The organism is Sphingopyxis sp. GC21, from assembly GCF_025727575.1.
GTDB classification, from domain to species: Bacteria; Pseudomonadota; Alphaproteobacteria; order Sphingomonadales; family Sphingomonadaceae; genus Sphingopyxis; species Sphingopyxis terrae_A.
The window spans coordinates 3867748-3878994 of sequence record NZ_CP095845.1 but is presented as its reverse complement, the minus strand read 5'-3'; the positions used below and the strand labels follow the sequence as shown (position 1 = coordinate 3878994).

General features: G+C 66.1%; 11 protein-coding genes and 1 pseudogene. 8 read left to right on the top strand and 4 right to left on the bottom strand.

Annotated features, from left to right (window positions below):
- Positions 1 to 394: 394 nt before the first annotated feature.
- The gene (gene rpsT, locus MU856_RS18715; protein WP_003048739.1) at positions 395 to 658 is read right to left on the bottom strand and encodes a 30S ribosomal protein S20; all 264 of its coding nucleotides are present in this window, start codon (positions 656 to 658) and stop codon (positions 395 to 397) included.
- Positions 659 to 855: 197 nt separating this feature from the next.
- Positions 856 to 1668, bottom strand: a complete 813-nt coding sequence (gene mutM / locus MU856_RS18710) for a bifunctional DNA-formamidopyrimidine glycosylase/DNA-(apurinic or apyrimidinic site) lyase (RefSeq protein ID WP_062901156.1) — start codon at positions 1666 to 1668, stop codon at positions 856 to 858.
- A 92-nt stretch (positions 1669 to 1760) separates the two neighbouring features.
- Between mutM and MU856_RS18705 the strand changes: the two genes are divergently transcribed.
- From MU856_RS18705 to MU856_RS18670, 8 genes and pseudogenes are all read left to right on the top strand, one after another.
- Complete coding sequence (locus MU856_RS18705) at positions 1761 to 2498, top strand: class I SAM-dependent methyltransferase (RefSeq protein WP_062764412.1); 738 nt, start codon at positions 1761 to 1763, stop codon at positions 2496 to 2498.
- Complete coding sequence (ubiB, locus tag MU856_RS18700; RefSeq protein ID WP_186401260.1) at positions 2495 to 4042, top strand: 2-polyprenylphenol 6-hydroxylase; 1548 nt, start codon at positions 2495 to 2497, stop codon at positions 4040 to 4042. The genes MU856_RS18705 and ubiB overlap by 4 nt, the downstream gene beginning before the upstream one ends.
- A 112-nt stretch (positions 4043 to 4154) precedes the next feature.
- On the top strand, positions 4155 to 5282 hold the full coding sequence (locus MU856_RS18695) for a glycosyltransferase (protein WP_062901158.1): 1128 nt from the start codon (positions 4155 to 4157) through the stop codon (positions 5280 to 5282).
- A complete protein-coding gene (locus tag MU856_RS18690) occupies positions 5270 to 6382 on the top strand; it encodes a hypothetical protein (protein WP_062901159.1) in 1113 nt (370 codons plus the stop codon). The genes MU856_RS18695 and MU856_RS18690 overlap by 13 nt, the downstream gene beginning before the upstream one ends.
- A 52-nt stretch (positions 6383 to 6434) precedes the next feature.
- Positions 6435 to 7697 (top strand): bifunctional phosphopantothenoylcysteine decarboxylase/phosphopantothenate--cysteine ligase CoaBC, encoded by a 1263-nt coding sequence (gene coaBC, locus MU856_RS18685; RefSeq protein WP_186401261.1) that lies wholly within the window; start codon positions 6435 to 6437, stop codon positions 7695 to 7697.
- Positions 7660 to 8121, top strand: a pseudogene (gene dut / locus MU856_RS18680) (dUTP diphosphatase); the annotation flags it as partial. The gene coaBC and the pseudogene dut, both read left to right, overlap by 38 nt.
- Positions 8122 to 8226: 105 nt before the next feature.
- Positions 8227 to 8976, top strand: a complete 750-nt coding sequence (locus tag MU856_RS18675; protein WP_062901162.1) for a HesA/MoeB/ThiF family protein — start codon at positions 8227 to 8229, stop codon at positions 8974 to 8976.
- The gene (locus MU856_RS18670) at positions 8955 to 9329 is read left to right on the top strand and encodes a DsrE family protein (RefSeq protein WP_238929735.1); all 375 of its coding nucleotides are present in this window, start codon (positions 8955 to 8957) and stop codon (positions 9327 to 9329) included. Before MU856_RS18675 ends, MU856_RS18670 begins: the two co-directional genes overlap by 22 nt.
- Here the strand turns inward: MU856_RS18670 and MU856_RS18665 are convergent.
- A complete protein-coding gene (locus MU856_RS18665) occupies positions 9326 to 10069 on the bottom strand; it encodes a class I SAM-dependent methyltransferase (protein ID WP_263588158.1) in 744 nt (247 codons plus the stop codon). The genes MU856_RS18670 and MU856_RS18665 overlap by 4 nt on opposite strands.
- Positions 10069 to 11196, bottom strand: coding sequence for a peptide chain release factor 2 (gene prfB / locus MU856_RS18660; RefSeq protein ID WP_040590389.1), 1128 nt, complete (start codon positions 11194 to 11196; stop codon positions 10069 to 10071). The genes MU856_RS18665 and prfB overlap by 1 nt, the downstream gene beginning before the upstream one ends.
- Positions 11197 to 11247 lie beyond the last annotated feature (51 nt).

Below are 11247 nucleotides of genomic sequence, written 5' to 3'. Positions count from 1 at the left end.
ATCCGGGCGCCCACGCCGGGGCGCAAGCATCCTGTCCCGGGCGCGCAGCCCGAAGCTTTCCGAATCATGTCGATGTGGCGGCCGCCGGCGAAGGCCAACGACGCCTTTTTCTAGGCAGGGGGAGACGAGTCGATCAAGGGTGCGGAGCGTAAAAAATCTGAAATAAAATTCTTGACTCGCAAGGGGACGCGGAAACGCGTTGCAGGGCAATATTTCTTATATTTTTCAGATATTTAGTGCAGCGTAAAAACGTCATGGTAAACGAATCGCGATAAATCCGTCACTTACCGCGCTGCAACAGCTTTGCCATTGCGCTGTAACAAAAAAGGACCCGCGGGCGCTTGGCCGACGGGTCCTTTTTTGTGCCCTTTCGGGACGGTGCGGCGTGCGCGGATCAGGCGATCGCGTTCACGCTCTTGGTCAGGCGCGAATATTTGCGCGCAACCGTGTTCTTGTGGAGGACGCCCTTGGCAACGCCGCGCGCCATTTCGGGCTGCGCCGCTGCGAGCGCTGCAGTCGCGGCGGCCTTGTCGCCGGCGGCAACCGCGTTTTCGACCTTCTTCACGAGCGTGCGGATGCGCGACACGCGATTCTTGTTGATCAGCGTGCGCGCGCTGTTGCGACGGATGCGCTTTTTTGCCTGCGGCGTATTGGCCATAAGTTCCTCAAAATATCCAATCGGTTCAACGGTCGGAGCACAGCAGCAGCGGAGCAGCCGAATCGCGCGTGGACGGCGAATCAATGTCCGGATGCGGCCGGTTCCGGTTGACCGGACCCTGCTCGAAGGGTGGGCCCATAGCCAGCATGCCTCCGAAGGTCAACGCTTTTCGCTGGAAAAGCGGCATCCGATCACGCTCACCGCTGGCATTTGGGGCAATAGAAGGTGGACCGCCCCGACTGGACGATCCGCACGATCGTGCCGCCGCATTCGCAGCGCTCGCCCTCGCGGCCATAGACGCGCCAATCCTTGGCAAAATAGCCGAGGTCGCCTTCGGGACTGAGGAAATCGCGCAAGGTCGAACCGCCCGCAGCAATCGCCGCCGCCAGCACTGCCTTGATCGCCGGTACCAGCGTGCCGAGCTTTGCCCGCGAGACGTCGGCCGCAGGGCGGGTCGGCGCGATTCGCGCCATGTTGAGCGCCTCGCAAACATAGATGTTGCCGAGTCCCGCGACGATCGTCTGGTCAAGCAGCATCGCCTTGATCGGCGCGCGGCGGCCGGCGAGCGCGCGCACGAGATAGGCGGCGTCGAAATTGTCCGACAGCGGCTCCGGTCCCAGCGTTACGAACGCGGGAAAGATCGCGAGCGGATCGCCATTCACAAGATCGACCGACCCGAACCGCCGCGGATCATGGAGAAACAGGCGGTGTCCGGCGCCGGTTTCGAGCAGCAGATGATCGTGCTTGCCCGCCTCGCCGCCCTCGGTGCGCCACCGCCCCGACATGCCGAGATGGAAGATCATATGGTCGTCGCGGTCGGTCGAGACGATGCCATATTTGGCGCGCCGCGCGAGATGGGTGACCGTCGCCCCGGTCAGCCGCTGCGCAAGGTCAGCGGGAAAGGGACGCCGCAGATCGGGGCGGAAGGTGCTGACCGTGACGAGCCGCTGCCCCTCGAGAAAGGGCGCGAGGCCGCGCACGGTGGTTTCGACTTCGGGAAGCTCGGGCATTTCGCGCCAGCGGTATCTGGCATTTGCGCGCGCGGCAAGGCCCGGCTAAAGGCGCTGCTGAAAGAGGCTTTCCCCGCAAAGGCGCGCACCCGATGACCACCCCCGACACCGTCAGCTTCGGCTATGAACAGGTCCCCGCGACCGCGAAGACCGCGATGGTCGGCGAGGTGTTCAGCCGCGTTGCGCGCAAATATGACATCATGAACGACGCGATGTCGGGCGGGATGCACCGGCTGTGGAAAGACCGTTTTGTCCGGCGCGTCAAGCCGCGCGCAGGCGAGGCGATCCTCGACATGGCGGGCGGCACCGGCGACATCGCCTTTCGCATGGAGCCGTCGGGCGCGAGCATCACGGTCGCCGATATCAATCCCGACATGCTGGGCGTCGGCATGGAACGCGCGGCGGAGCGCGGCATCGACACGCTGGTATGGTCCGAACAAAATGCCGAAAAGCTGAGCTTTCCCGACCAGTTTTTCGACGCCTATACGATCGCCTTCGGCATCCGCAACGTGACCGACATTCCCGCCGCGCTGAAAGAGGCGCACCGCGTTCTGCGCTATGGCGGGCGCTTCTTCTGCCTCGAATTTTCGACCAACGAATGGCCCGGCTTTGCACAGGTCTATGACGCCTATTCGCACCATCTGGTGCCCAAGCTCGGCAAGCTGATCGCCGACGATGAAGACAGCTATCGCTATCTGATCGAATCGATCCGCCGCTTCCCGCCGATGCCGCGCTTTGCGCAGATGATTCGCGATGCGGGCTTTACCGCGGTGAAGGTCGAACCGATTTTGGGCGGACTGGTCGCGATCCATAGCGGGTGGAAGGCTTGACCCGACCCGTCACCCATATTGCCCGCCTGCTGAAGTGGGGCCGCATCCTGGCGCGCCACGGTGCGCTGCGCGGGATCGAGACCGCGCCGCAGACGCCGCCAGGGGTCAAGCGGCTGTGCCGCATCGCGCGGCTCGGCACGGTCCAGCCCAAGGTGCCCGATTATGCCGCCGCCTTCCAGGCGATCGGACCGGCGGCGGTCAAGCTGGGACAGACGCTCGCGACGCGTCCCGATCTCGTCGGCGAAGAGGCGGCGCGCAACCTGCTGACCCTGCAGGACGCGCTCGCGCCCGTGACCTTTGCCCGCATCCGTGCCGAGATCGAGGCGACGTTCGAGGCACCGCTCGAAAGCCTGTACAGCGAATTTGATCCCGAACCTGTCGGTTCGGCCTCGATCGCGCAGGTTCACCGCGCGGTGACCACCGAGGGCCGGCAGGTCGCGGTCAAGGTTCGCCGACCCGGCATCGACAAGCAGTTCGCGCGCGACATCGAAACCTATGAATGGGCCGCCGCGCACCTCGAGGCACTGGGCGGCGAAGCCGCACGGCTGCGGCCGCGGCAGGTGATCGCCAATTTCCGCCGCTGGACGCTGCGCGAGCTCGACCTGCGCCGCGAAGCCGCGTCGGCATCCGAACTGCGCGAGGCAATGGCGGCCGAGCCAACCTACGAAGTGCCCGCGATCGACTGGGACCGCACCGCGTCGCGCGTCATGACGCTCGACTGGATCGACGGGATCAAGATTTCGCACCGCGAAGCGCTGGTCGCGGCGGGGCACGACATGGAAAAGCTGGCGACCAATCTGGTCCAGGCCTTTCTGCGCCAGGCGATCGCCGAGGGGTTCTTCCACGCCGACATGCACCAGGGCAATTTGTTCGTGAAGGCCGACGGGACGATCGCGGCGGTCGATTTCGGCATCATGGGGCGGATCAACCGACAGGCGCGCTACTGGCTCGCCGAGATCCTCTATGGGCTGACCACCGGCAATTACCGCCGCGTCGCCGAGATTCATTTCGAGGCGCAATATGTCCCCGACTATCACAGCGTCGAGGAATTCGCGACGGCGCTGCGCGCGGTCGGCGAGCCGATGCGCGGCAAACCGGTGAGCGAGCTGTCGGTCGGGCAGATGCTCGACGGACTGTTCGCGATCACCCGCGACTTCGACATGCAGACCCAGCCGCATCTGCTGCTGCTGCAAAAGACGATGGTGATGGTCGAGGGCGTGGCCACGATGCTCAACCCGCGGATCAACATGTGGGATGTATCGGGACCGTTCGTGCAAGGATGGATTCGTGACGAACTGGGCCCCGAAGCCGCGCTGGCCGATGGGCTGCGCGAACAGGGGCGGACGCTGGCGCTGATCCCCGACATCATCCGCCGCCTCGACGCGCAATTGCCGAAGCCGGGCGCTGCTCCGCCCGCGCCGCCGCTCCCCGATGTCCGGCTGATGTGGGAAAAGGGCGAAAAGCGGACAGCATGGCGCTATGCGCTGACCGCGCTCGCCGGGGCGGCCGCAGGCGCTGCGATCCTCCTTGCGCTGGGCGGTTGATCGCCGCCGCCAAGGCCGATTGTGATTACCAAAGATTTACCTTAATTCGCTAGCGTTTTTGAGGACCAACAGGGCGGTACCGCTCGATCGAACCGAGGCATCTTCACCCGATATGCACCACGAAACCGCCCTTGCCGACCCGATCGTGTCGGTTGACACCCTCCCGCTCGAAGTCGCGGTCGTCGTCCCGACGCTCAACGAGGCCGCCAATGTCGAGCGGCTGGTCGAGAAGCTGACGAACGTCCTTGCCGGTCGCGGCTGGGAAGTGCTGTTCGTCGACGATAATTCGCCCGACGGTACCAGCGACGTCGTGCGCCGCATTGCCCGCAACTCGCGCCACGTCCGCATCGTTCAGCGCGTCGGCCGCCGCGGCCTGTCGTCAGCGGTGATCGAAGGGGTGCTGGCGACGGCCGCTCCGGTGATCGCGGTGATGGACGGCGATCTTCAGCACAGCGAAGACGCGCTGCCGCGCCTGATCGACGCGGTGGCCTCGAACGACGCCGACATCGCCGTCGGCACCCGCTACGTCGATGGCGGCGGCGTCGGCGAATGGAGCGCGCTGCGCGTGTCGATGAGCCAGTTTGCGACAAAAATCGGCCAGATCGCGCTGCGCACCAAGGTGAGCGATCCGATGAGCGGCTTTTTCGCGATGCGCCGCGAAGCCTTCGACGCGGCGCTGCCACGCCTGTCGGCGATCGGCTTCAAGATACTGGCCGACATATTGGCGTCGTCGCCGACGCCGCTGCGCGTCGCCGAAATTCCCTATCAATTCCGCACCCGCGAAGCGGGCGAGAGCAAGATCGGCGCGCGCGTCATCGCCGAATATGCCGAACTGCTCGCCGAAAAGACGATCGGCCGCTTCGTGCCGGTCCGGCTGCTCAAATTCCTGATGGTCGGCGGACTGGGCGTCATCGTCCACCTGTCGGTGCTGTGGGCGCTGCTGACCGCCGGCAACAGTTTCATGATGGCGCAGACCGGAGCGGTCGTGACCGCGATCGCGTTCAATTTCTTCCTCAACAACAGCTTCACCTACGCCGACCGCAAGCTCAAGGGCTGGGCGGTGCTGGGCGGACTGGCGAGCTTCTATGCGATCTCGGCGGTCGGCGCGCTCGCCAATATCGGCATCGGCACCTGGCTCGCCGGGCAGAATGAGCGTTGGTGGGTCGCGGGCGTCGCCGGGGTCTTGGTAGGCGCGATCTGGAATTTCGCCATGTCTTCGGCGCTGACGTGGCGCAAATAGCGCCGACGGCCGCCACCGGCTGGAACCGCTTTTCGGCCATCCCGCGGCTTTGGGCCGCGGCCGTGCTGGTCCTGCTCGCCGCGCTGATGGTGGCCGGATGGAGCGGCGGCGTGGGCGGCAAGCGGGTACAGCCCGCCAAGCCCACATCGATGAAGTTCGAAGGCATGGTCGGCGATCATGCGCTGTACCTCAACATCCTGCGCAAGATGGAGGCGGGCCAATCCTATTATCCCGCCGCGACGGAAACGCAGCGCGCGCATCGCTATCCGCTGCATCCCTTCTTCACCGTACGCCTGCCCACCCAGGCCGAAATCATGGCGGTAATCGGCCTGCGCGGGTCGGTCGCGCTGCTGACGTTGACCGGTCTTGCGGCGTTTCTTCTGTGGCGAAAGCGGTTGATGGCCGGTGATCTGCCGCCTTATGCGCGCTTCGGTGCGTTCCTCATGGCGGTCAACATGTCGCAGATCGTATCGCGCCAATGGGTGCTGATGCACGAAGTGGTGGCGGGCGTGCTGATCGCGCTGGCGCTCGCCCTCTATCGCCCTGCCCGTCCCTGGCCGGCGATGGCGGTGATCGCGCTCGCGCTGGCGATGCGGGAAACGGTCCTGCCCGTGGCGATGTTGCTGGGCCTGTTCGCGCTGATCGACCGCGATTGGCGCGCCGCCACCGGCTGGCTTGGTATCGGACTGGGCTTCCTGGCCTTGATGGCATGGCATGCGACGACGCTGACCGCCTTCGTCCGTCCCGGCGATATGACCACCCCAGGCTGGAGCGGGATGGGGGGATGGCCCGCCTATCTGTCCTTCGTCCATGTATCATCGGTTTTCCGCTTTCTTCCGGCTTGGACGATGGTGCCGGTGGTGCCGCTGGCATTGCTCGGCTGGGCCGCATGGCGATCGCGGCTGGGCACGACGATGCTGATCGTCCAGCTCGGCTATGCGGCGATGCTGATGCTGTTCGCCCGCCCCAACAATTTTTACTGGGCGATGCTGATCGAACCGACATTGTTCGTGGGGCTGATCTTCGCGCCCGCCGCACTCCTTGCTCTGTACCGGTCGATCCGGGCGGTGCCGTCCCCAGTTTCCGTACCCGCGGTCTGAGCGGTCAGAATCTGCGTGGATCGCGGGCGCGGACATCCTATAGGATAGGGTCATGACCCATCGGCGTATCCTTCTGATCATCGGCGGCGGCATCGCCGCCTACAAGGCCATCGAGCTGGTGCGCCTGCTCCGCAAGGCCGGCCATAGCGTACGCTGCGTGCTGACGCGCGCGGGCGAGCAGTTCGTCACGCCGCTGACGCTCGCGGCCCTCTCTGAAAATAAAGTATATACATATCTTTTCGACCTGAAGGACGAGGTCGAGATGGGGCATATCCAGCTTTCACGCGAAGCCGACCTGGTCGTCGTTGCCCCCGCGACCGCTGACCTGCTGGCAAAGATGGCGGGGGGCATCGCCGACGATCTGGCGACAACCTTGCTGCTCGCGACCGACAAGCCAGTGCTCGCGGCGCCGGCTATGAACGTACGCATGTGGCTGCACCCCGCGACGCAGCGCAATGTCGCGACGCTGCGCGGCGACGGGGCGACGGTGATGGAGCCCGACGCGGGCGAAATGGCGTGCGGCGAATATGGCCCCGGCCGCTTGCCCGAGCCCGAAGCAATCAAGGCGGCGGTCGAGGCGGCGCTGGTGCAAGGCACGGTTGTCCGACCGCTCGGCGGCCAGCCCGATTTCGCGCCGTCGCGCCACCGCCCGCTCTTTGGCCGACGCATCCTCGTCACCGCGGGACCGACCCACGAACCGATCGATCCCGTCCGCTACATCGCCAACCGGTCGAGCGGCAAGCAGGGCTTCGCGATCGCCGCAGCCGCCGCCGAAGCGGGCGCGGAGGTGCTGCTGGTCGCGGGACCGGTACCGCTGCCGACGCCGCCGGGCGTGATTCGCGTCGATGTCGAAACCGCGCGCGAAATGGCGGCCGAGGTCGAGGCGGGACTGCCCGTCGACGCCGCGATCATGGTCGCCGCAGTTGCCGACTGGCGCGCCGCCGACACATCGGCGCAGAAGATCAAGAAGGACGGCAGCGGCGAGGTGCCACCGCTCGCCCTGGCAGAAAATCCCGACATTCTGGCGAGCGTCGCGAAGAGCGCCAAGCGCCCGCCGCTGCTCGTCGGCTTCGCCGCCGAAACCAACGACGTGATCACCCATGCCCAGGCAAAGCTCGCCCGCAAGGGCTGCGACCTGATCGTCGCCAACGATGTGTCGGCGGACCCGATGGGCGGCGAGACGAACCGCGTTCATATCGTCAGCAAGGCTGGCGTCGAGAGTTGGGACCGGCTGCCCAAGGAAGCCGTCGCCCGCAAATTGATGGAAAAAATCGCCGATGAACTCGATACCCGCGTCCCGCTTGCCGATGATTGAGATCCGCCTCCAGCGCCTGCCCAACGGCGGCGGCCTGCCGGTTCCGGCCTATGCGAGCGACGGCGCCGCGGGGATGGACATCGTCGCGGCCGAGACGCTGACGCTGCGCCCCGGCGCGCGCCACGCGGTTGCGACCGGCTTCGCGATGGCGATTCCCGCAGGCTATGAGGTGCAGGTGCGCCCCCGCTCGGGCCTCGCACTCAAGCACGGCATCACCTGCCTCAACACGCCGGGGACGATCGACAGCGACTATCGCGGCGAGGTGAAGGTGATCCTCGCCAATCTCGGCGACGAGGTGTTCGAAATCAAACGCGGCGACCGCATCGCGCAGATCGTGCCCGCGCCCGTCCAGCGCGCGACCTTTGCCGAGGTGGAGACGCTCGACGAAACGGCGCGCGGCGCGGGCGGCTTCGGATCGACCGGGGTCGCGAGCGGCACGGCCGACGAACAGAGCGAAGGCGATCAGGATGCGCCCGCCAATGTCGGGTCGCTCACGGCGATGAAGATGCGGCGGCCGGGCGAATAGGTCTTGCTCAGCGACGCCGAACTCGACCGCTATGCGCGCCAGATCATCCTGCCGCAGTTCGGCGGCGCGGGGCAGGCGAAGCTAAAGGCGGCGCATGTCGCGCTGATCGGCGCGGGCGGGATCGGCTGTCCGGCGATCACCTATCTGGCGGCAGCGGGGGTCGGCAGGCTGACGATCATCGACGATGATCGCGTCGAACTTTCCAATCTGCAGCGTCAGCCGCTGTTTACCGATGCCGACATCGGCCGTCCCAAGGCGGTCGTCGCGGCAGACGCCGCGCGGCGCATCAACCCCCATGTCGAAGCGGTGGCGGTCGAGGCGCGGCTCGATACGGGCAATGCCGAAGCGCTGCTGACCGATGCGAGGCTGATCCTAGACGGTTGCGACAATTTCGCCACCCGCCTCGCGGTCAACCGCGCGGCGGTCGCGCGCGAGATTCCGCTGCTCAGCGCCGCCATCGGCGCGTTCGAGGGACAGATCGCGCTCTATGAAGGCTGGCGCGGCGACAGCCCCTGCTACGCCTGTCTGGTCGGGGACGATCCCGACCGACCCGGCATCAACTGTGCCGAAGCGGGCGTGATGGGCGCGCTCGCCGGAATGGTCGGAACGATGGCCGCGCTCGAAGCGGTGCGCGCGCTGACCGGCTGGGGCCAGCCGCTGACCGGCCGCCTCGCCATCCTCGACATGCTCGATCGCCGCTGGCGCGAGGTCGGTGTCGCAAAGGAGCCGACATGTCCGATATGCAGCGCCTGAGCATCATCGTCGCGAGCTGTGACGGTGCGCGCTTCTATGCCGCGCTGGAGACAGGGATTGCTGCCGCGGCGCTCGGCCGCCCGGCCCGGCTGTTCCTGCAGGGCGAGGCGGCGGCGCTGCTGCGTACGCCCGTCACCTTTGCCGGCGACGGTGCGCGCGAGGCGGTTGGTCAGCCGGGGCTTGCCGCATTGATCGCCGAGGCGATGGCGATGGATGTTGACCTGTTCGTCTGTCAGTCGGGTATCGCGCTCGCGGGCATGACGGCGAACGACCTGGTGCCGCAGGTGCGCGCCGCCGGCCTCGTCAGCTTCCTTGCCGACGCGCGCGCCGACGACAGGCTGCTGGTCTATTAGGGGTTCTTGCAGACCTTGATGGCTGTAGGCGCTGGGCGCTGACCGTCGGGTACAAAGCGCGCGAGATAGCCGCCCGCATGTGCCTTGTCGTCATAGGACAGAAGCTTGAAGCCCACCGCCTCGAATTCGCAGACGAGCAGGCGAAAGGGTGTCCCATGCTGGGCGATCGGACGATCGCCGTCGACGACGATCACCTGCCCGTCCTGGCGCAGCGACGGGCGCAGGCGCCATAGAAAGGCATAGGGCTCGCCGATCTCGTGATACATATGGACCATGAACACGCGGTCGAAGCTGGCCGCGGGCAGGCGCGGATCGTCGACCGCACCAAGTTTGAGCGAGACATTGTCGAGCCGTTCGCGCGCGACACGGTCGGCGAGCCGCTCGATCACTTCGGGCTGGATATCCTGCGCCAGCACGCGGCCCGACTGGCCGACCCGCGGCGCGAGCCGCACGGTATAATAGCCGTCGCCGGCGCCGATATCGGCCACCGTCATGCCGGGGCGCACGTCGGCCGAATCCATGATGTCGTCAGCTTCGTTGACGCGGTCCCGCGCCTCTTCGGTCGACCATTTGGTCGAGGTGATCGGCGCGACCGGACGGTCAGCAGGCGGAAAGTCGCGCGCGGTTTCGGGGCGGTCGCTATTCTCGCTCCACGGCGCCTTGCATCCCCCGAGCAGCGACAGCGCGGCCAGCGCGGCGAACAGCGGCAGCGCCGCAGGCCGGGCCGCGCGGCGGCGCATCAGTCGATATCCTCCACCTCGACCTTTTCGCCTGTCACCTTCTGCGACAGCGCCGCTGCCATGAAGGGGTCGAGCGCGCCGTCGAGCACGTCGGAGGGCGCAGTCGAGGTCACGCCGGTGCGCAAATCCTTCACCAGCTGATAGGGCTGGAGGACATAGGAGCGGATCTGGTGACCCCAGCCGATTTCGGTCTTGGCCTGATATTCGCCCGAAGCCGCGGCTTCGCGCTTCTGGAGCTCCGCCTCGTACATTCGCGCCTTCAGCATCCCCATCGCGGTCGCGCGGTTCTTGTGCTGCGACCGGTCGTTCTGGCTGGCGACGACGATGCCGGTCGGGATGTGCGTGATACGCACCGCCGAATCGGTCGTGTTGACGTGCTGCCCGCCCGCGCCCGACGCACGATAGGTGTCGATCTTGAGGTCGCCTTCGTTGATCTCGATCTCGATATTGTCGTCGATCACCGGATAGACCCAGACGCTGGAAAAGCTGGTGTGGCGGCGCGCCGAGCTGTCGTAGGGCGAAATGCGGACGAGGCGGTGAACGCCGCTCTCGGTCTTGGCATAGCCATAGGCATTCTCGCCCTTGACCAGCATCGTCGCCGATTTGATGCCCGCCTGTTCGCCCGCCTGATATTCGATCAGTTCGACCTTCATGCCGCGCTTTTCGGCCCAGCGCATATACATACGCTGCAACATTTCGGCCCAGTCCTGGCTTTCGGTGCCGCCCGCGCCGGCGTGAACCTCGATATAGCAGTCATAGCTGTCGGCTTCGCCCGCGAGCAGCGCCTTGATCTTGTCCTCTTCGGCGCGCGCCGCCAGCGTGGCGAGCGACTGCACCGCGTCATCGACCAGCGCCTCGTCGCCCTCCATCTCGGCAAGTTCGATCAGTTCGACCGTATCGCCCATCTCCTTTTCGATCGACCGCGTCGCGGTGATCGCTTCGTCGAGACGGCGGCGCTCGCGCATGACATCCTGCGCCGCCTTGGGATTGTCCCAAAGCGTCGGGTCCTCGACCTTCGCATTAAGTTCGTCGAGGCGGCGCACCGCGCGGTCCCAGTCGAGGAAACGGCGCAAGAGCGCCAGCGCGGCGTTGATGGTATCGACATGATCCTGCGCTTCGGCGCGCATGGTCTTTGCTCCTGAAACTGTAAGCGACGGCCATAGTGGCTCCGCCGCGCG

Excerpts from the sequence above, each read along its gene's own strand:
- rpsT (WP_003048739.1), bottom strand. The coding sequence starts at position 658 with ATGGCCAATACGCCGCAGGCAAAAAAGCGCATCCGTCGCAACAGCGCG.
- mutM (WP_062901156.1), bottom strand. The coding sequence starts at position 1,668 with ATGCCCGAGCTTCCCGAAGTCGAAACCACCGTGCGCGGCCTCGCGCCC.
- MU856_RS18705 (WP_062764412.1), top strand. The coding sequence starts at position 1,761 with ATGACCACCCCCGACACCGTCAGCTTCGGCTATGAACAGGTCCCCGCG.
- MU856_RS18695 (WP_062901158.1), top strand. The coding sequence starts at position 4,155 with ATGCACCACGAAACCGCCCTTGCCGACCCGATCGTGTCGGTTGACACC.
- coaBC (WP_186401261.1), top strand. The coding sequence starts at position 6,435 with ATGACCCATCGGCGTATCCTTCTGATCATCGGCGGCGGCATCGCCGCC.
- MU856_RS18670 (WP_238929735.1), top strand. The coding sequence starts at position 8,955 with ATGTCCGATATGCAGCGCCTGAGCATCATCGTCGCGAGCTGTGACGGT.
- MU856_RS18665 (WP_263588158.1), bottom strand. The coding sequence starts at position 10,069 with ATGCGCCGCCGCGCGGCCCGGCCTGCGGCGCTGCCGCTGTTCGCCGCG.
- prfB (WP_040590389.1), bottom strand. The coding sequence starts at position 11,196 with ATGCGCGCCGAAGCGCAGGATCATGTCGATACCATCAACGCCGCGCTG.